17 protein-coding genes are annotated in these 19,451 nt (G+C 61.0%); 6 read left to right on the top strand and 11 right to left on the bottom strand.

Annotated features, from left to right (window positions below; genetic code table 11):
* The first annotated feature begins 146 nt into the window (after nucleotides 1-146).
* Together ACYZTY_RS01845 and ACYZTY_RS01840 are read left to right on the top strand one after the other, a co-directional pair.
* Entirely contained in the window at nucleotides 147-1,499 is a 1,353-nt protein-coding gene (locus ACYZTY_RS01845; protein ID WP_461957068.1) for a 3-oxoacyl-ACP reductase, read from the top strand.
* A 2-nt stretch (nucleotides 1,500-1,501) separates the two neighbouring features.
* Nucleotides 1,502-2,356 carry a MaoC family dehydratase gene (locus ACYZTY_RS01840; protein WP_461957067.1) on the top strand — a complete coding sequence of 285 codons (855 nt, stop codon included), beginning with the start codon at nucleotides 1,502-1,504 and terminating at the stop codon, nucleotides 2,354-2,356.
* Nucleotides 2,357-2,575: 219 nt separating this feature from the next.
* On the opposite strand, the gene ACYZTY_RS01835 is transcribed toward ACYZTY_RS01840, so the two are convergent.
* The 4 genes from ACYZTY_RS01835 to ACYZTY_RS01820 are packed head-to-tail and all read right to left on the bottom strand — an operon-like array spanning nucleotide 2,576 to nucleotide 4,869.
* Nucleotides 2,576-3,133, bottom strand: a complete 558-nt coding sequence (locus ACYZTY_RS01835) for a DUF4136 domain-containing protein (RefSeq protein ID WP_461957066.1) — start codon at nucleotides 3,131-3,133, stop codon at nucleotides 2,576-2,578.
* A gap of 54 nt (nucleotides 3,134-3,187) precedes the next feature.
* Nucleotides 3,188-3,805 (bottom strand): DUF4136 domain-containing protein, encoded by a 618-nt coding sequence (locus tag ACYZTY_RS01830; RefSeq protein ID WP_461957065.1) that lies wholly within the window; start codon nucleotides 3,803-3,805, stop codon nucleotides 3,188-3,190.
* 12 nt (nucleotides 3,806-3,817) lie between these two features.
* Nucleotides 3,818-4,567, bottom strand: a complete 750-nt coding sequence (locus ACYZTY_RS01825) for a methyltransferase domain-containing protein (protein ID WP_461957064.1) — start codon at nucleotides 4,565-4,567, stop codon at nucleotides 3,818-3,820.
* On the bottom strand, nucleotides 4,567-4,869 hold the full coding sequence (locus ACYZTY_RS01820; RefSeq protein WP_109627796.1) for a MazG-like family protein: 303 nt from the start codon (nucleotides 4,867-4,869) through the stop codon (nucleotides 4,567-4,569). The genes ACYZTY_RS01825 and ACYZTY_RS01820 overlap by 1 nt, the downstream gene beginning before the upstream one ends.
* Nucleotides 4,870-5,127: 258 nt before the next feature.
* Between ACYZTY_RS01820 and ACYZTY_RS01815 the strand changes: the two genes are divergently transcribed.
* Nucleotides 5,128-5,421 (top strand): hypothetical protein, encoded by a 294-nt coding sequence (locus ACYZTY_RS01815; protein ID WP_109627794.1) that lies wholly within the window; start codon nucleotides 5,128-5,130, stop codon nucleotides 5,419-5,421.
* A gap of 179 nt (nucleotides 5,422-5,600) precedes the next feature.
* Nucleotides 5,601-6,950, top strand: a complete 1,350-nt coding sequence (locus ACYZTY_RS01810) for an MATE family efflux transporter (RefSeq protein ID WP_461957063.1) — start codon at nucleotides 5,601-5,603, stop codon at nucleotides 6,948-6,950.
* Between the two features lie 38 nt (nucleotides 6,951-6,988).
* Here ACYZTY_RS01810 and ACYZTY_RS01805 read toward each other — a convergent pair whose 3' ends face one another.
* The 7 genes from ACYZTY_RS01805 to ACYZTY_RS01775 all read right to left on the bottom strand — a co-directional run bounded on the left by ACYZTY_RS01805 (nucleotide 6,989) and on the right by ACYZTY_RS01775 (nucleotide 15,328).
* Nucleotides 6,989-7,786 carry a DUF4123 domain-containing protein gene (locus ACYZTY_RS01805; protein WP_461957062.1) on the bottom strand — a complete coding sequence of 266 codons (798 nt, stop codon included), beginning with the start codon at nucleotides 7,784-7,786 and terminating at the stop codon, nucleotides 6,989-6,991.
* Nucleotides 7,783-9,105 carry a contractile injection system protein, VgrG/Pvc8 family gene (locus ACYZTY_RS01800; RefSeq protein WP_461957061.1) on the bottom strand — a complete coding sequence of 441 codons (1,323 nt, stop codon included), beginning with the start codon at nucleotides 9,103-9,105 and terminating at the stop codon, nucleotides 7,783-7,785. Before ACYZTY_RS01800 ends, ACYZTY_RS01805 begins: the two co-directional genes overlap by 4 nt.
* A 233-nt stretch (nucleotides 9,106-9,338) precedes the next feature.
* Entirely contained in the window at nucleotides 9,339-11,252 is a 1,914-nt protein-coding gene (speA, locus tag ACYZTY_RS01795; RefSeq protein WP_461957060.1) for an arginine decarboxylase, read from the bottom strand.
* Nucleotides 11,253-11,475: 223 nt separating this feature from the next.
* Nucleotides 11,476-11,847, bottom strand: a complete 372-nt coding sequence (locus ACYZTY_RS01790; RefSeq protein WP_131058909.1) for a translation initiation factor Sui1 — start codon at nucleotides 11,845-11,847, stop codon at nucleotides 11,476-11,478.
* A gap of 292 nt (nucleotides 11,848-12,139) precedes the next feature.
* Nucleotides 12,140-12,697 carry an NUDIX hydrolase gene (locus ACYZTY_RS01785; RefSeq protein WP_461957059.1) on the bottom strand — a complete coding sequence of 186 codons (558 nt, stop codon included), beginning with the start codon at nucleotides 12,695-12,697 and terminating at the stop codon, nucleotides 12,140-12,142.
* Nucleotides 12,698-12,700: 3 nt separating this feature from the next.
* Nucleotides 12,701-13,768 (bottom strand): DUF2333 family protein, encoded by a 1,068-nt coding sequence (locus ACYZTY_RS01780; protein WP_461957058.1) that lies wholly within the window; start codon nucleotides 13,766-13,768, stop codon nucleotides 12,701-12,703.
* Between the two features lie 501 nt (nucleotides 13,769-14,269).
* The gene (locus tag ACYZTY_RS01775) at nucleotides 14,270-15,328 is read right to left on the bottom strand and encodes an IS110 family RNA-guided transposase (RefSeq protein ID WP_461959234.1); all 1,059 of its coding nucleotides are present in this window, start codon (nucleotides 15,326-15,328) and stop codon (nucleotides 14,270-14,272) included.
* Nucleotides 15,329-15,615: 287 nt separating this feature from the next.
* Between ACYZTY_RS01775 and gcbA the strand changes: the two genes are divergently transcribed.
* Nucleotides 15,616-17,286, top strand: coding sequence for a diguanylate cyclase GcbA (gcbA, locus tag ACYZTY_RS01770; protein ID WP_461957057.1), 1,671 nt, complete (start codon nucleotides 15,616-15,618; stop codon nucleotides 17,284-17,286).
* A gap of 52 nt (nucleotides 17,287-17,338) precedes the next feature.
* On the top strand, nucleotides 17,339-19,285 hold the full coding sequence (locus tag ACYZTY_RS01765; RefSeq protein ID WP_461957056.1) for a methyl-accepting chemotaxis protein: 1,947 nt from the start codon (nucleotides 17,339-17,341) through the stop codon (nucleotides 19,283-19,285).
* Nucleotides 19,286-19,451: the final 166 nt, after the last annotated feature.

The following is a 19,451-nucleotide window of genomic DNA, read 5'->3' as shown; positions in this document are numbered from 1 at the left end:
CGAAACACCGCCTTCGTCGGATCGCCGCCCGGAGCAAGCTTCGCTCCTACACTATTGAGTTCAAGCGTAGGCCTTATCTCGTGGATCGAACGACTGATTGCCATTCGTGGTCCACACTTTGAACCCCAGCCGCCGGAGTGCGTTCCATGTCTGACCGTTATATCGACTTCGCCAATTCGTCCATCGGCCATCGTCTGGTCGGGGCCTTGGGACTGCCGTCTCCGGTACGCCTGGAGCGTTGGCAAGCAGGCCGGCTGCGGCCTGTCGAAGGGGCACTGTTGATCGGTGGCGGCCCGCTGGCGGAGAAAGTCAACGCCTTCGCCAACCGCCTGACCGACGCGATCTACAGCTACGGCGCCGAGCCATCCCTGGCCACCGCGTGGATTCCCGGCCACGGCCCCAAGCTCAAAGCGGTGGTGTTCGACGCCAGCGAGCTGGTGCAGACCGACCAGCTCAAACAGCTGCGCGAGTTCTTCCAGCCGCTGATGAAAAACCTCGATCACAGCGCGCACCTGGTCATTCTGGGGCGTGCGCCAGAGACATTGACCGACCCGTTCGCCGCCAGTGCTCAGCGTGCGATAGAGGGTTTCAGCCGTTCGCTGGCCAAGGAACTGCGCAGCGGCGGCACCCTGCAACTGATCTATGTCGGTGAAGGCGCCGAGGATCAACTCGAAGGGCCGCTGCGGTTTTTCCTCTCGCCCAAAAGCGCGTTCGTGTCCGGGCAGGTCGTCCGCTTGAACGCCTGCGATACGCAGGTGACGGACTGGACTCGCCCACTGGCCGGCCGCAAGGCGTTGGTCACGGGTGCCGCGCGCGGCATTGGCGCCTCGATCGCCGAAACCCTGGCCCGAGACGGCGCCGAGGTGATTCTGCTCGACGTGCCGCCGGCCAAAACTGACCTCGATGCACTCGCGGCACGCCTTGGCGGGCGCAGCATCACCCTGGATATTTGCGCCGAAGATGCCGCCGCGCAGTTGATCGAGCTGCTGCCCGACGGCGTCGACATCGTGGTCCACAACGCTGGCATCACCCGCGATAAAACCCTGGCTAACATGACCCCGGAATTCTGGGACGCGGTGCTCGCGGTCAACCTCAACGCGCCGCAAGTGCTGACCAAGGCACTGCTCGACAGCGGTGCCTTGCACGACAACGCTCGTGTGATTTTGCTGGCGTCCATCAGCGGCATCGCCGGCAATCGCGGGCAGACCAATTACGCGGCGAGCAAGGCCGGGCTGATCGGTCTGGCCCAGGCCTGGGCACCGCTGCTGGATCAGCGCGGTATCAGCATCAACGCGGTGGCGCCGGGATTCATCGAAACCCAGATGACCGCGCACCTGCCGTTTGGCATCCGCGAGGCCGGGCGACGCATGAGTTCACTGGGCCAGGGCGGCCTGCCACAAGACGTTGCCGAAGCGGTCGCGTGGCTCGCTCAACCGGGGACCGGCGCGTTCACCGGGCAAGCGTTGCGGGTCTGCGGACAAAGTGTCTTGGGGGCATAAAGATGATCACCGATTGGCACACTCTCAACCGCGAACCGAGCCTGACGGGTCTGTACGTGCAGGCGGCAACGCGACGTAAAATCACCGGCACCACGTTGCCCGACACGGGTTTGCGCTGCTGGGTCGAGGTCGATCTGAAACGCCTGACGGCGTATCGCAACGTCTGCGGTTTTGCCGACAACGGTTTGCTGCCGCCGACCTATCCACACATCCTGGCGTTTGCCTTGCAGATGCAATTGCTCACGGCCAAGGCATTTCCGTTCCCGCTGCTGGGGCTGATTCACCTGAGCAATCGTATTCGCGTATTGCGCCCCATGGGCGGGGTGAACCGCGTGCGGGTCAGCGTGCAGGTGCAGAACCTGCAACCCCACGCCAAGGGTGCAACGTTCGATCTGGTGACGTCGCTCGACGATCAGCTGGGGCCGCTGTGGGAGGCTGAAAGTCAGATGCTGTGTCGCGGGGTCAAGCTGGAAGGCGAACCCGTCGAGGAAGTCCTGGCATCCCCCCTGGAAATGCTGGAAGTGGCTCGCTGGAAAGCGCCGGCGGACATTGGCCGGCAGTACGCCAAGGTATCCGGTGACTACAACCCGATTCACCTGAGTGCCGTCAGCGCCAAATTGTTCGGGTTCCCGACAGCCATCGCTCATGGGCTGTGGAACAAGGCCCGGACATTGGCGGCGTTGAGTGAGCATCTGCCCACGGCGAATGTCGAGATCGCGGTGCAGTTCAGGAAACCGGTGCGGTTGCCGAGCGAGGTGACGTTGCTGGCCAGCGCGGCAGGGTCCAGTGGGGACTTTCGACTGGTGGGTGCGGGGGATCTTGAGCACATGGTGGGGCATTGGCGGCCGATTGCCTGATTGATCACTGGTGTCTGTCAGATCGCCTTCGCGAGCAAGTCGAATCGTCGCACCGCCGCTCCCACATTTGATCTCCAGTGTTCAGAGCATTTGGGGACGACAAAGATCAAATGTGGGAGCGAGCCTGCTCGCGATACCGGTGTATCAGGCGACATCTGTATCGACTGAACGACCGTCATCGCGAGCAGGCTCGCTCCCACAGGGGGTGTGGTTGGGTGCTTAGTGCGGTGGATAGTTCGCGAGGATCCGCCCCACGGTTTCGCGTATCGCCGTGCTGCGATCCGACGGATTTGTCGTGCGGCTGAGCATTTGCTCATCGCTGCCACGCCACACCAGTTTGCCGTCCTTGCCATCGAGCAAATCAATCTGGATGGTCGCCACCTTGTAGGTCACGTTCCGGGTTTCGTTGTACATCGGACCGCCCCAGTAACCGTTCCAAGGATTACCCCAACCACCGCCATAGTTGGTAGTCACCTGTTGTTGGCGTTCTTCGATGATCAGGTAGGTCTGAACATTCAAATTACCATTGCTACCGGCTGCGGCCGGACGCAGGCCTCGCTGATCCAGTTGATCGGCAACCGATTGGCGGATGCGCTGTTCGGTCAGGTCGCTCTTGATTCGAGGGTCATCGGGGCGATATTGCAGGGCGGGTTCCTTCCAGGTCCAGCTGCGATAGGCGGCGAAGTCGCGGCTGGCATCGAAGTCATTATTGACCCGGTTGGCGGCGCAGGCACTGAGCAACGCGGCCACAACCAGTAAAGCGAAACGGCGGATCATGATGGTTCTCCGGTTGAAGACATGAACCTGTGAAAGGCCTCTAAACAACAGAAGCTAACTAGGAGGATACGCCGACATGGCCTTTTCTACAGCCTCCCGTATTGCATCGGCACGCTCGCTCTGGCTGCCCTGATTACCGGTTTCGGCGCTGGCACTCCACACCGGCTGACCGCTTTGAGCGTCGAACAAATCGACCCGCACAACCACGACCTGTTCCTGATAAGTCCGCACTATCGGCACCGTGTTGTACATGCCGTAACCATTTCCATAGCGGTTGTAGCCACCATAACCGCCGCCGTAATAACCGTAGTCGTCCTGAACCTGGCGCAAACGGGTTTCCAGATGCAGATCGGCGCTGACAAACAGGTCGGCCGGGCGGGCGTTATCGTGCAATGGGCGCAAGCCGCGCTGATCGAGGGCGTTGCTGACCGCTTCGGCGACCTGCGCCGAGTCCGCCCAGGCGCTGCCCGGTGGTAACTGACCGTTGAGCCAGGCCCAACTGCGATAGCGCCCATAATCCCGCGGCGGTGCCGGGTAGGCGCTGCGGTCGAAGGTGTTGGCCGCCTGAGGCGGTGCGGGCGGCAAGGGGTTGGATGTCGCCACATAAGGGTTGCTGCCCTGGCAGGCCGCCAACCCGAGACAGATCACGAGTAACCCTGAACGACTTTTCATGTTGCGCTCCGATCAGACCGGCCGACAGATCCAGTGCAAATAGCGCCCGAGCCCGGCAAAGCTTGGGTGACGACGGTGGGCCAGCTCCATTTCGAGCAAGTCCACGAGTTCGGCGCGGGCCTGGAATTCCACCGGCATGTAGTCGTGAAAAACCCGCACCCCGCTCTGGGTTTCGACCTGCCACAGGCCCTCAAGTTGCGCCGCCAATTCACGCGGATCAAGCGGCTGCTGTGGGGTCAGGCTCTGCTTCTCGCCGGCCATGTCGTTCTTGCGCATCTTGCGGAAATGACCTTTGAGCAAGTTGCGATAAATCAGTGCATCGCGGTTGTAGAAGGCCAGTGATAGCCACCCGTCCTGCTTGGTCAGCTGATGCAGCACCGGCAGGATCGCGTGGGGTTCGGCCAGCCATTCCAGTACGGCATGGCACAGCACCAGGTCGTAAGGTTCCGTGAGCTGACCGAGCAATTCCTGCCACGGCGCCTGAATGAAAGTAGCGGTCTGCCCGGCGTCGGCGAAACGCTGGCGGGCGCCTTCGAGCATCGGTTCGGCGGGTTCGGCCAGTGTGACGTCATGGCCGCGCTGGGCCAGCCACAACGACATGTGACCCAGCCCCGCGCCAATGTCCAGCACGCGCAGCGGCCGGTCTGGCAAGGTTTCGGCCAGGTCGGCCTGAAGCACCGCCAGACGGATCGCGCCTTTGGCTCCACCGTAGATTTTCTCGGCAAACCGGGTCGCCAGTTGATCAAAATGACGATCGCTCATCAGCTGAACCTCTTTTCGCTGTCCGCGAGTTTGCTGCGCACCACTTCATTCATGTCCAACCCCAACTCGCCGCACAGCAGCAGTAGATAGAGCACGATGTCGCCGATTTCCTGCCCGGCGTGGGCCAGTTTGTCCGCCGGCAACTGGCGCGACTGGTCTTCAGTCAGCCACTGGAAAATCTCCACCAGCTCGGACATTTCCACGCTCGCGGCCATGGCCAGGTTTTTCGGGCTGTGAAATTGCCGCCAGTCATTGCGGTCGCGGATGGCGTGCAGGCGTTCGGTCAGTTCAACAAGGTTCATCGGGCTCTCCTGAAGGCGTATAGCTTCGGGGGGATGGCCGGGGATGGCAAGGGTGCTTTTCCTGTAGGAGTGAGCCTGCTCGCGATTGCGGACTTAAATCCAGCATGGATGCTGACTGACAGACCGCCATCGCGAGCAAGCTCGCTCCCACAGGTGCAATGCAACCCTCTATGCTTGTGGGGAACTCGGCACCGTGATCCATGGCCCAAGGCTCAAGTCCGGCAAGCACGCCACCACTTACATCAGGACGTTCACGACATGCAGGTAGAAAGTTTTTTCGAATGGCTCGGCCAGGCACTCGGTTCGGTCATCCGCTTTATCGTTGATGGCCTAAGTGGCTTGTTCAACCTGTTGAGCCATGCCGGCAGTAACTTTGTCGAAGGTTTGTCCCGTGCGTTGGGGATGGATACTTCGATCATCAGCATCATTGCGCTGATTCTGGGGTTGATGCTGTTGTGGTCGGCGATCCGGGCATTCATGAATGCGTCGATCATCATGGGGATCATCTGGTTGTTGTTGGGGCTTTGGTTGCTGAGCTGGATTATCCACTAACACCACCAATCCCCCTGTGGGAGTGAGTCTGCTCGCGATGAGGCCAGCACATTCAACATCCATGTTGAGCGTAAGACCGCCATCGCGAGCAGCTCGAATCGTCGCACCGTCGCTCCCACAATGGATCGCTGCAGATATCAGATGTGTCGCTACAATGCCCGCTCCCCCAAGGAGCCTGCATGTCCAACCTGATTGCCGACTGGCGCGACCGCCCTACCCATCGTCGGGTCTGGGCGCTGGCCGCTCCGATGATTCTTTCGAACATTTCCGTTCCGCTGGTGGCGCTGGTCGACAGCACCGTCATCGGCCACCTGCCCCACGCCCATCAGTTGGGCGCCGTCGCGGTCGGGGCCAGCCTCTATACCTTTCTGGCCTGGGGCATGGGTTTTCTGCGCATGGGCACGACCGGTTTCGCTGCCCAGGCGGCCGGCCGTGGGGATGGCGGGGCGTTGCGGCAGATTTTGTTGCAGGGCTTGTTGCTGGCGATGGGGCTAGCCATTGTCCTGGGCGCATTGGGCGTGCCGTTGAGCGGCGTCGCGCTGCACTTCATGCAACCCTCCGCCGAGCTCGACCAACTCACCCGCGATTTTTTCCACACACGGCTATTCGGCTTGCCCGCAGCGCTGGCCAGCTATGCGCTGGTCGGCTGGTTCCTTGGCACCCAGAACGCCCGGGCACCGCTGGCGATTCTGCTGAGCACCAACCTGGTGAACATCGCGCTGAACCTGTGGTTCGTGCTCGGACTGGACTGGGGCGTGGTCGGCTCGGCCAGGGCGTCGGTGATTGCCGAATGGACCGGCGCCATAATCGGTCTGCTGATGACTCGCAAAGCCCTGCGCGCCTATCCCGGCCACATCGCCTGGGCCGCATTGGCGTTGTGGCAAAGCTGGCGGCCACTGCTGGCCGTCAACCGCGACATTTTTATCCGCAGCCTGGCGCTGCAATCGGTGTTTTTCCTGATCACCGTACAGGGCGCACGGCTGGGTGATGCCACCGTCGCCGCCAACGCCTTGCTGCTCAATGGCTTGCTGCTGACCGCCCACGCGCTGGATGGTTTGGCCCATGCCGTGGAAGCCCTGTGCGGGCATGCCATCGGCGCACGCGATCGAGAGGCGCTGCGTCGCTCATTGGTGGTTGCCTGCGGCTGGTCGTTGCTGGCGAGTCTGGGCTTCGCCGTGCTGTTCGCCGTCGCCGGGCACTTGTTCATCGAGATGCAGACCGACATCCAGAGCGTGCGCGACACCGCGTTTATCTACCTGCCCTACCTCGCCGCGCTGCCGCTGATTGCCGTGTGGAGCTACCTGCTCGACGGGCTGTTCATCGGCGCCACGCGCGCCCGGGAAATGCGCAACGGCATGCTGTTGACGGTCATTGTGCTGCTGCCGTTCGCCTGGGCACTGCAAGGCCTGGGCAACCATGGACTGTGGATAACGTTCCTGTTGTTCATGGCGCTGCGCAGCCTTACCCTCGGCGCGCTTGCCTGGTTGCTGCGCAAGAACGACGGCTGGTTCACAGGTCAGGTTGGCTGAGTCGGCGTGCGCTGGATAGGAACTGTCGAACCCTGTGTTCAGGTTTGATCGTTCTGCCACAGGTTGCGCAGACTATCGAGACGTTCCTGCTGGGTCATTCCCGACAGTGGCTGCACAGGCGTAGCGCCAGGGTACTGCAAGCGCAGCCATAACCAGCCATCGAGCACCGGGCGTTCGCTGAAGCCCAGCGCCAGCCCTTCCTGCACGAAGGCCCACAGGCTGTGGTAATCGGTCCCGGTGGACCGGCTCCAATGCCAGGCATGCTGCTCAAGCAAGCAGGTTTGCAAGGAGTCCCGCTGACGAGGCGTCAGATTTTCCTCGATGGCCAACGGGCTGACGGCAAGCCCCGGATTGAACAACTGCTGCCAGCCCAGACTGCCAATTGCCCGGTCGGCCCAGGTTCCGCCAAACCAGCGCAGCTGACTGATCGGCCCCAGCCAGCGACTCAGTTCCAGGGCATCGCAGGCGTCGAAAAAGTAGCTAGCGGTGTGTGGGTTGTAGTAACTCAACAACGCGCGGTGATGCAGGCCAAAGGTGACTGTGAGCATGCGGCGCAAATGCTCGAGCAGCTGCGCCGAAGAGGCCTCACTGACTAGTAATAAACCACTCCAGATGTGCGGTTCGCGCAGGCACAACTCGGCCAGCGCCGGGCAGCCCTTGAGGTCAACCAAGACTGGCCCGTGTTCGCGTAACGGCTGAAATTCGGTGCCATCGAACAGTTGGAACCGTCGAGCCTGCGCAAACTGCTGGCGCAGTACCGACCCGCCCCCGGGCTCGCCCGGAACGTCGAGCAACAGCCATTGCGCGATGGAGTCGGGCGCCTGGGCGACGATCATGCCGCACCGCTCTGGCCAAGCTGCGTCGCGGCCCGGCAAGTGCAGAAGGCTTGCGCGCAATGGCTGAAACTGCCCCCGCCGGGCAACAGACACAGCAGCACGATCGGTTCGCTGGATTGCAACAAATGCAACAATCCGTCGACAACAACGTGGTCATCTGTCGCTGCGGCGGGTGGAAGTTCGGGCGAGCCTGACGCTTGGGTGAAAGGTGGGCCGGGAAGGAATCCGGTGATTAAGGGTTGATCCGGATCGCCTTCGATAAAGCTCACCAGCACCTGCGCACCTTCACTCAACGGCATGACGTGTTCGCCATCCAATTCTGGCGCCAACGGTAGCCAGCAATGACTGGGCGCAGCGCCTTCGCCCTGATAGACCCAGTCAAATTGCACGGCAACCGGCCTGGATGAATCGGGTTGCGGCTCATCGACATCGACCACCCAGGCCTGCTGCAGGCTGTGCATCCGGGGTTTTATGGCCGAATGAGGCGCCGCAAAAGGAAACGCCCCGGCAACAGCGCGAATCTGGTTGCCGTAAGCAAACCCCGGCGTCTGCCCCCCCTGATGCTCGACATGGGTCAGCAACCAGAGACGATTCCAGTCGGCGCACGGATGGCCGCATAACGGAGCATGCTGGCCACTGCGCAGCGTCATCAGGTTCGTCTGACCTTCGCCAGCCTGCGCGTTGCCTTGAACCTTGAACTGCTGCACGCCGGGCAGTTCGGTGTCGGGCTCAAAGACCATCTCGGCGCCCCGCTGAAATTGTCCCGGCCCATCACCAAAAACCAGACAGTGCCCGCGCCGGCGATGCTCGAAGTGGTAGTGAAGCCGTTCCTGAGCACACAAACGCTGGAGAAACTGCAGATCCGATTCCCGGTACTGTGTGCAGAAATCACGCGACGGGTAATCACCGCTCAAGTCAAAGCGCCGGTCCTTGCCGACAATGCCATGCTCCTTGAGCACCAGGGCGAGGATCTCGGGCACAGAACGGTTGCTGAAAATGCGCTGGCTGAAACGCTGGGCCAGGCAGGCCAGTTTTGGCCTCAGACGCACACGACAAAGCCTCGGGGCAGCACCATGACCAGCCTGGACGAGCTCATGCAACTGTCCGTGAAAACCGGTCCCCGGCGGCCCGAGATGCAAAAAGGCCGGGCGGTACAGCAGGCTTGCAAGGTCCAATGTCGGGTCATCGATCAGCAGATCCACATCGAAGACGAAGGGTTCGCTGATCGCTTCACTGCCGGTAAAGGCCAAGACCTCAACGGGGTCGGGCAGACCCTCTACATCCAGACGAAATGACGGCTCGTTGACTGGATCGAACATCGGCGATTCTCTACAGGAGGGGCGGCCGGGGATTCTCTCTGAGAGAGTTGGCCGAGTAGAGTGCCGAAGTACAACTTAGGAAATGACCTACGCGAAAAGAGGACCACATCGCTTGGCTAGCCGCGGATGTGAGTCATTTCGCTTGAAATCAGGGAAGCGTCCCACCAGGTCATCTGAAATTTCCGCAGCGTGCGGAACATTTTCAGACAACCTGACGAGAGCAGTGCCTTACCTCAGGAAGACAGGTAAGACGAACGAGTCAGGCCCAGGCGCAGAGCGTCGAGGAACTGGGTGCGTTCGGCTGCGGTGATGCGGGCACTCGCGCACTTGTCGCGGTAGTGGGTCATCAGCTCTTCCGGCGACAAGTGCACATAACGCAGCATGTCTTCGATGGTGTCATGGGTTTCGATACCGGCGTGGTACACGCTGCCGTCGGCGTTCTGGTAGATGTTCACCGAGTCGGTGTCACCAAACAGGTTGTGCATGTCGCCGAGGATTTCCTGATAGGCACCGACCAGGAAGATGCCCAGCAGGTAGTCTTCCCCTTCGTTCAAACCGTGTACCGGCAGGCTGGTTTCGATGCTCTGCTCGTCGACGTATTGCTTGATCTTGCCGTCGGAGTCGCAGGTCAGATCCTGCAGCACGGCGCGGCGCAGAGGCTCTTCGTCGAGGCGGTGCAGCGGCAGGATCGGCAGCACCTGACCGATAGCCCAGGTGTCCGGCAGGCTCTGGAATACCGAGAAATTGCAGATGTACTTGTCGGCAAGCTTGTCGTTGAGTTCGTCGAGCACCTGACGGTGCGAACGCTGACGGGCCTTCAACGAGTTGTGCAGGCGACGGCACACGGCGAAGTAGCATTGCTCGGCCAGGGCTTTTTCCGCCAGGGTCAACTTGCCATCGGCGTACTGGGTGGCCACGTCGCTCATGTAGTGCGTAGCGCGCCAGTAAGTCTCGGTGACCATTTCGATGTCGGTCGGGCCCAGCAGGTCAACCAGCCACTGCACGGTTTCCGGCAGCGCTTCCTTGTTTTCGATCTGTGGCACGTCGTCGTTGTGTTTCTCGACGTCGGTCACCTGCACCACCAGCATGGCGTGGTGAGCGGTCAGCGAGCGGCCGCTTTCGGAGAAGATGTTCGGGTGCGGCAGGTTCTGCGCGTCGCAGAATTCCTTGAGCATCCCGACCACGACACCGGCGTAATCGTCCATGTCGTAGTTGATCGAACTGGCGTTGCGCGAGTGCGTACCGTCGTAGTCGACGCCCAGACCGCCACCGACGTCGATGTGGTCAACCGGCAAGCCGAGGTTGCGCAGTTCGCCGTAGTAACGAATCGCTTCCTTGAAGCCGTGCTGGTAGTCCGCCAGGTTGGCGATCTGCGAGCCCATGTGGAAGTGAAGCAGGCGGATGCCCTGATCCAGGCCGGCCGCGCGGAAACGCTCGACCACCGACAGCAGCTGCGCCGCCGACAGACCGAACTTGGATTTTTCGCCGCCGGTGTCCGCCCACTTCGACGAAGCCAGCGACGACAGACGCACGCGCAGGCCAACCTGTGGCTTGACCTTCAGCGAGGCCGCTTCTTCGATCACCAGGGCGACTTCGGATTCTTTCTCGATCACGATGAACACGTTGTGGCCAAGTTTCTGGCCCATCAGCGCCAGGCGGATGAACTCGCGGTCCTTGTAACCGTTGCACACGATGGTGCCGCCCTTCGGCGCCAGGGCCAATACGGCCAGCAGCTCAGGCTTGGAGCCGGCTTCCAGGCCGATGGAAACGTCTTGGGTGGCAATGATGTTTTCGATCACCGCTTCTTGCTGGTTCACCTTGATCGGGTACAGCGCGGTGTACTTGCTCTGGTATTCCAGGCGCTCGATGTTGGCGTCGAACGCACCGGTCAGCTGACGCACGCGGTCTTGCAGAATGTCCGGGAAGCGCACCAGCAATGGCAAGGACAGGCCGCTTTGGCGCAGCTGGTCGACTTGCTCGAAAAGGTCGATAGGCGAACTGGTCGGACCGTTCGGACGAACTTCGACGCGACCGGCGTCATTGATCGCGAAGTACCCGGCCCCCCAATGGCGAATCCCGTAAACGCTGCGGCTGTCCGCAACTGTCCATTGGCTGCCATCGTCTTTGCGTGTGCGTCGTACGGACATTGAAGTCCCCTATAAAGAAGTCATAGAGCGTCGCCTGGGTTCAGGCCGGCGCAGTCTAAAGAATGAAAATGACGATTAGCCTGCATGCAAGGGCCATAGACCTCACATTCAGCGCTGAGTTTAGAAACCGGTCAGAACAGGCTCTGTGAAAACCATGTAGACGACGCCAGGCCAGAGTTGAATCGGGACTGGATCAAGCCGAGGGTGGTTTTCACAGAGGCTGCTAGCCGCCGGATTTCTTCGCTTTGAAACCCAGCTTGATCAGTTCAGCCAAGAGTAGCTCGACATGATCGCCCTGGATTTCGATGATTGCGTCTTTCAACGCTCCCCCCGTCCCACAACGTTTCTTCAACGTGGTGGCCAGGTCCTTGAGCGCTTCTTCTGCCAACGGCACGCCGGTGATGGTGGTCACCGTCTTGCCGCCGCGCCCCTTGCTCTCGCGACGCACGCGAGCGATGCCGTCGCCGGCCGGGATAACGGTCTGTTTGCAGATACAGGCGTCCACCGGTTTACTGCAATCGGGGCAATGACGACCTGCGTCGGTGGAAAATACCAGGCCACCAAGGGCGGCGAAGGATGCGGCTTTTTTGGCCACCGGCAATCCTCTTGGGAGGACAAAGACTGGTCGCAGCAACTTGGGAAGCTGCCATCGACCGCGAAGCCCCACTCAGGCAGGGGCAGCGCTACTGAAACGGTACAACCCTGTAGGAGCGAAGCTTGCTCGCGAAGAACGCAAGGACGATGCGTACCATCTGGATGCTCGCGTTATCGTTAACGTCCATCGCGAGCAAGCTTCGCTCCTACAGAAAGCAATATTGGTTCAGTTTGAAAAGGTCGCGCAGTGTAACGGCAAAAAGCCGACTTGCTAAGAGCCAATCGACGCCAATTTATAGCTCTTTTGCGACGTCCTCGCCACGCGCGCGCAGATAGCGCTTCAACGCGGCCAAAGAGTCCGGGCAATAAGGCTTTTGCTGGATTTCCAGGAGGACCTGATCAATGGGGATAAAGCGCGCTTCCAGCACCTCTTCCGGCTGCAGGATCAACGGGCCGTCCCACACCGCCGAAAACGCCGAACACCAGAGGCGATTGCCAGTGTCCTCGAAGAAAAAGTGATCATGGGCGGTCAGATCCACACCGCTCACACCCAGCTCTTCTTCCAGTTCACGTGCAGCCGATTCGGCATACGTCTCGGTGGCGAGCACCATGCCGCCCGCTGCCACGTCCCAGTAACCGGGGTAAATGGCCTTGCTCAGGGTTCGACGGTGAACGCACAGTTCACCGGCCGAATTGAACAGCATGATGTAGGTGCCACGCCCGATCAGCCCGCGCTCGCGCAGGTCGGAACGGACCAGGGCACCGAGCAGGTTGTCCTGCTCGTCGACCCAGGCGATCTGTTCGGCATCCGAGGCCGCGCGGTGGGCAGCCTCTTTGGCGGTATCGACCATGACTCAGCCTTGATTGAGCAGTTGACGCAGATCGATCACTGCGGCGTTGGCCCGGGAGATGTAGTTGGCCATGACCAGCGAGTGGTTGGCCAGCACGCCAAAGCCGCTGCCGTTGAGGATCATCGGGCTCCAGACCGGCTCTTGCGAAGCTTCCAGCTCACGAATGATCTGACGCACGCTGACCGTGGCGTTCTTCTTCGCCAGCACATCGGCAAAGTCGACTTCGATGGCGCGCAGCAGATGGGACAAGGCCCAAGCCTGGCCGCGGGCTTCGTAGAACACGTTATCGATCTGCATCCACGGGGTTTCGACGATTTCTTCATCGACCTGCGGCACCTGACCCGGCGCCAGGACTTCGGTTTTCAGCGCGGTGTTGAGCTTGACCCGGCCGACGCTGGCCGACAGCCGCTGCGATAACGAGCCCAGACGAGTGCCGACATCGCCCAGCCAGTTGTTCAGGTTATCGGCGCGGGCATAAAACAACGCGCTTTTCTGACTTGGATCGGACAGGCGCGCCTGATAACGGCTCAGGGAATTGATGCCTTCCTGGTATTCGGACTCACTGGAGGGCAGCACCCAGCTCTTGTTGTCGAAGTTGAAACGCGGCTCGGCCTTGGCCAGGTCAGCGTCTTCGGTGGACTGCGATTGGGAACGCGCAAAGTCTTTACGCATGGCACGACTCAGGTCGCGGACCTGGACCAGCACGCCATATTCCCAGCTCGGCGTGTTGTCCATCCACAGGCCCGGCGGGAAACGGTCGTTGGAAATATAGCCACCTGGCTTGCTCAGCAACGTACCGGCGACGGTTTTGAGGGTTTCCACCGTGGTGTACCCGATGACCATCTGCTTGCCTTCTTTCTCGGCAGCCGCTTGAGCATTTTGCTGAACCGGGAACAGCGCAGGTTCCTGGCTCCAATACCAGCCCAGCGCAATCGCAACCAGCAAGTAAAGGCCAATCAGTGTGGCCAGCGCCCGGCTGAACAACAGCCCGCCAACGTAACTGCGGGCGGCCGATTTCGGTTCAGCGGCACGCTCAGGCGCGCTGCCCGCGCGATTCTTCCAGTCCAGCATGGCGATATCCTTTCAATCACTTGAGTTCATCGGTTCGACCACAACCCTACGCCATCGTGCCTCGTTTGCCACACAATCGCATCGTCGAGGCGCCACTATAAATGAAGCACACACCTTTGTAGCAGCTGGCGTAGCCTGCGTTCGGCTGCGAAGCAGTCGCTTTATCAGGCACCGCGTTGTTTCAGATAGACCTAGACCGCCGGATTTACGACTGCTGCGCAGCCGAACGCAGGCTACGCCAGCTGCTATGTATGGACTCGCCCCCACTGTCTACCCGCTTTTGAAAAACCGCCGCCCCGTTGCATCTATGTATTAGGCCTATTCGAGGAAGCCGTCTTCGGCTTCTGGCCAAAATTGGAAGAGCTCGTGGTATGCCGATTACAGTCAGGCCTCGAAGGCCAGTAGCAGCTAAGGCATCAATCCACGCCGGTCTTACCTGGGGTCAATTTTTTTTCAGCAAAGGGCCGGACAGTTAGTACCTCGGTGGCAGAACTCTGTCGCTCAGTGGCTCATCGTCGCTTGCTGGCCATCACCAGCCTGGCGACGATAAGTCTGGTCATTCTGTAGAAGCACCCAGACGATTCGCAGGTTGCGGTTGGCTAGCCTGATCGCAGCCTCCTTACGGCCCAGCCGGCTCATCCAGCGCAACAAGCGGCGGTCATCGGGTTGCTGGGAATCAGGTCGTAGTTGTTGCAGCACTGCATGGGCTCCTTGGATCATCAGGCTGCGTAAATAAACATCACCTCGCTTGGTCATGTCCCCCAGCCGGATCGTCTGCCCGCTGCTGTGCTGGTCAGGCACCATGCCAAAGTACGCGGCAAACTTGCGGGCGTTGGGAAATCGCTCAGGCTTGGTTTCCTTGGCCACCAGTGCCGTGGCAGTAACTGGGCCGATGCCGCGCACAGTCATCAGTCGCTTCGCCGTCATGTCGGCGTTGGCAGCCACTTCCAGGCGCCCCGTCAGCACGCTGATGCGCTCGCTCAAATGGCGCCACTCGGCCAACAGTTCGTCGATCAGTTCACGCAGCAGGCCCGGCACCGGCTGGGTGGCATCTTCCAGGACCCGCGGAATTTTCTGGCTGATCGCAACGTCACCTTGCGCCAAGGCCACGCCATGCTCGAGCAGCAGGCCGCGCATCTGATTGCTCACCGCCGTGCGTCGACGCACATAGCCTTGGCGGGCGCGATGCAACGCCTGCATTGCCAGCGCCGCAACGCTTTTGACCGGCACTGCGTAGATCTTTTCATCGCGACCAGCCCGCAGAATCGCCAGCGCATCGTTGCGATCATTTTTAGGCCCGCTACGATGTGTGGCCACCAAACGGGCTGGAAGAATCCGCGCCAGATTGCCTTGGTCTTGCAGCTGCCGGGCCCAGGCTTGAGCACCCGGACCGGTCTCCATCAGAACCACGACATGAGGCGGCAACTGGCGTAGAAACTCATAAAACGCCTCGCGCGACTTGATCCGTTGCTCGTAGTGCACCTGGCCGAGGACGTCTTCACCGGCGACCTGAAAGACCTGCTTGGCCAGATCGATCGCCACGGTTGTGCAGGCCGACAAATCGGAAGAAGACAGGGATTGATCAATCGAAGTATGCTTTTTCATGGACTCGCCCTCGCTGTCGTTGGCTGTTTAGACTGCCATCGTGGCGCATTGACGCCTCGGCTTGGGCGAGTCCATCCAATTACATGATTGCGCACAGCGGCGAGCCTATGCGACCAGCCAGTCAGAAACTGAATGATGCCGCTTTGCAGATTATTGACACACGACACTCATGGGATTGAAAAGAGGTGCTAGCATAGAGCCACCAGTCGATCTCAGCATGCACCCTAACTAGTAGTCAGGATATGACCGAGCCAGAAGACCCCAGCCGTGAGCGCCTCAAGCACCACTTTGCCCAGCGGGTAATTCATCAGGCACGTCAGATTCTTGAGATATGGCAGCGCCTGCAACGCAGCGAATGGTCCACCACCGATTTGTCCGAACTGAGCGAGGCCAACCTGCGCCTGCTGCGGTTTGCCGAGCGTTTCGAACAACCTGAACACACTCAACTGGCGCGCTACATCGGCCAGTCGCTTGAGGCTGTCGATGCCAATCGCGGACGCCTGAGTAGCGGACTGATCACCGACCTCAATCGCTTGATGCAGCGCCTGTCGCGTACCGGCCTGCGCCACGGCGATCAGCTCGATCAAACCTTTCTGCCGCCGCTGCGCAAGCCCATCTATGTGATGCTGCAGGATCACGACCGCGCCGAGCGCCTGGCCAAGCAGCTGGAATTTTTCGGGCTTAGCGCCCAGTCCCTGGACAGCGTGGCGGCGTTTCGCTCCTCGATGGTCGAGCGCCTGCCCGCGGCGATCGTCATGGACGTGGACTTCAGTGGCCCCGGCATCGGCCTGAAACTGGCCGCCGAGGCCCAGGAAGGTCTCGACCATCGACTGCCGCTTTTGTTCTTCAGTTTGCTTGAAACCGACACCCCCACCCGCCTCGCCGCCGTGCGTGCCGGTGGCCAGGAATTCCTCACCGGCACCCTCGAAGCCTCGAGCCTGCTGGAGAAGATCGAAGTCCTGACCTGTGTCGCGCAATACGAACCTTATAAAGTGCTGATCATCGACGACTCCCGCGCCCAGGCCTTGCACACCGAGCGCCTGCTGAACAGCGCCGGGATTGTCACGCGCACCTTGATCGATCCGATTCAGGCCATGGCCGAACTGGCGGACTTTCAGCCGGACCTGATCATTCTCGACATGTACATGCCGACCTGCACCGGCACGGAACTGGCCAAAGTGATCCGTCACAACGACCGTTACGTCAGCGTGCCGATCATTTACCTGTCGGCCGAAGACGATCTGGACAAGCAACTCGACGCCATGAGCGAAGGCGGCGACGACTTCCTGACCAAACCGATCAAGCCGCGGCACCTGATCACCACCGTGCGCAACCGCGCGGCGCGGGCGCGCAATCTGAAGGCGCGAATGGTCCGCGACAGCCTGACCGGCCTGTACAACCACACCCACATTCTGCAATTGCTCGAAGACTGCAGCTTCCGCGCCCGCCGCGAGAGCAAGCCGTTGAGTTTTGCGATGCTCGACATCGACCACTTCAAACGGGTCAACGACAGCCACGGCCACCCCATGGGCGACCGGGTCATCAAGAGCCTGGCCCTGTTCCTCAAGCAGCGGCTGCGCAAGACCGACTTCATCGGCCGCTACGGCGGGGAAGAATTTGCCATCGTCATGCCGGACACCGACCTCGAATCGGCGCACAAAGTGCTCGATGAAATCCGTCAGCGATTTGCCGAAATCCACTACCCGGCCCAGCCTCAGGATCTGTGGTGTACGTTCAGCGCCGGGGTGGTGGAGCTGTGCGAACACTCCGACAGCCTGATGATGGCCAGCCAGGCGGACGAAGCGCTGTACCGCGCCAAGGACGGTGGACGGAATCGTGTGCAGGCTGCGCGGACGTCAAAGCAAAGTGCCACTTTTTCATCGGAATGGACCCATTCCGTCATAACCCTGTAACAGAAACGCAATAACTTCAGGCGCTTACCATTCTGCCGTTGGTAGACCCGCAATGCGCCTGAAGCTGCTGACCAATCTCAACACCCTCCTTTTAGTCGCCGTGTGCGTGGCCCTTGGCGCGACGCTCTGGTGGTCGCAAAAAGCCCTCGAACGCCCTTATCTGTTGATGGAGCGTTACCTGGGTTTGTCCCAGCAATTTCAAAATGAAGTGGCGCGCAACGTCGACGACTACCTCGCCAGCGGCGATGCCCTGCGCCTGAGCAGCGCCAGCCAGGCCATTGACGGCCTGCAAAAGGAACTCGGTGAACTGCCGCCGGCCCTGGCCGACACGTTGCGTCCGAGCCTGTCGAACCTGAATGAATTCAGCAAAACCGACCTGCTGGCCGCCGGAAAACTCGCCGGTGACCCTCAGGCGCTGTTGCTGCAAGCCGAACGCGAACTGGGCGCCAGCCTCGACCAACTCAGCCAATACGCCAGCGGCAACGCGGCGTACCTCGCGCCCTTGCTCGCCGCGTCCCAGCACCTGGGCAAGCTGTCGTTGGCCCGGGACAAACTGGTCAGCAGCGGTCGCAGTGAACTGGCCGCCTATGTCGAGCGCGAAGTCGCCAGCATCCGAGCGCAGTCTGAGCTGATCGGCGCCTTGCCGCTGCTCGGCGTGACCGCCAGCAGCGAATCCGGCACGGATGATTTCGCGGCGATGATGGGCCTGGAGAACACCGAAAAAGCCGTTGCCGAAGATGCCGGTGTCGGCCTCAAGCGGGAACTCAACAGCCTGCTGACGCGCTATCCCGCCGAACTGGCGCGCACACGCGATCAGATCCAGAAGCGCACCGACCTCAGCACAGCGACGCACCTGAAAATCGCCGACGTGCAGCACGCTATCGCCGCACTGGAGCCGGTGGTCCGTGCCCAGCACGGGCAGATCCAGGGCGAAGTGCGCTTGATGCAAGGCGTGATGATCGGCCTGATTCTGCTGATCGCCTTGTTGATCGACACCTTGCAACGGAAACTGGCCCGGACGCTGACCAACCTCGCCCCCGCCCTTTCGACCTGGGCCGAAGGCGACTTCAGCCAGGACATTCAACTGGGCAAAACCAATCGCGAACTGCACGACATTGAAGCGTCGCTCAATCGCATGCGTGCGTACCTGGTGGACCTGGTGGGGACCATTCGCCTGAATGCCGAGCAGGTCGCCGGCAGCAGCCGCACCCTGGCCGAGTTGAGCAACGACTTGCACAGCGGCGCCGAACACCAGGCCGGCGACACCGCGCTGATTCGTGATTCTCTCGGCGAACTGGAGGCCACGATTCAACAAGTCGCCGGCGATGCCAGCCAGGCTGCCGACGCCAGTCGCCATGCCGGACTGGCAGTTGAGCATGGCCAGAAAGTCATCGGCCTGAGCCTCACCGGCTTGCACGCGCTGGTGGGTGAAGTGCAAGGCAATGCACAGATGATCGAGCACCTGGCTGAAGAATCGGCGACCATCGGCGGTGTGCTGACGGTGATCCGCTCGATTGCCGACCAGACCAACCTGCTGGCCTTGAACGCCGCCATCGAAGCCGCCCGCGCCGGGGAGATGGGTCGAGGGTTTGCGGTGGTGGCAGAAGAGGTTCGTTCACTGGCGCAACGCACGGCCGGAGCTACGGCCGAAATCCAGACCTTGATCGCCGGCCTGCAAACCGCCGCGCGGCAATCGGTGGAAGGCATGCGCGCCCAGGTCGAACACGCCGAAGCCACGGCCAATCAGGCCCAGGCTGCCGACGGTGCCCTGGATAAAATCGTTGGGGCGATCCAGACCATTTCCGACACCGCCGTGCGCATCGCCGATGTCACTGCGCAGCAGAGTGGGGCTGTCAGTGAGATCCGCGATCACAGCGAACGGATTCACCAATTGGGCGGGGATAACTTGCTGCGCATCGGTGAAGGTCGCGTGCAAGGGGAGAATCTGTTGGTGCTGGGCGGCCGCTTGCATACAGCCGTTCAGGCTTTCCGCGTCTGAAAAATCGCCACCTGCCCTGTAGGAGCGAGGCTTGCCCGCGAAGAACGATAACGCGACCTTTCTGAAAGACCGCGTCGCCTGGTTCGCGGGCAAGCCTCGCTCCTACAGGGGCGGGGGCAATCCGTGCGACTGTCCGCTATCATGCCTCCAATTCCGATACGCGAGA

The organism is Pseudomonas sp. LB1P83 (assembly GCF_054897885.1).
The sequence above is the reverse complement of the archived record's forward strand: the minus strand, read 5'-3'. Positions and strand labels throughout refer to the sequence as shown.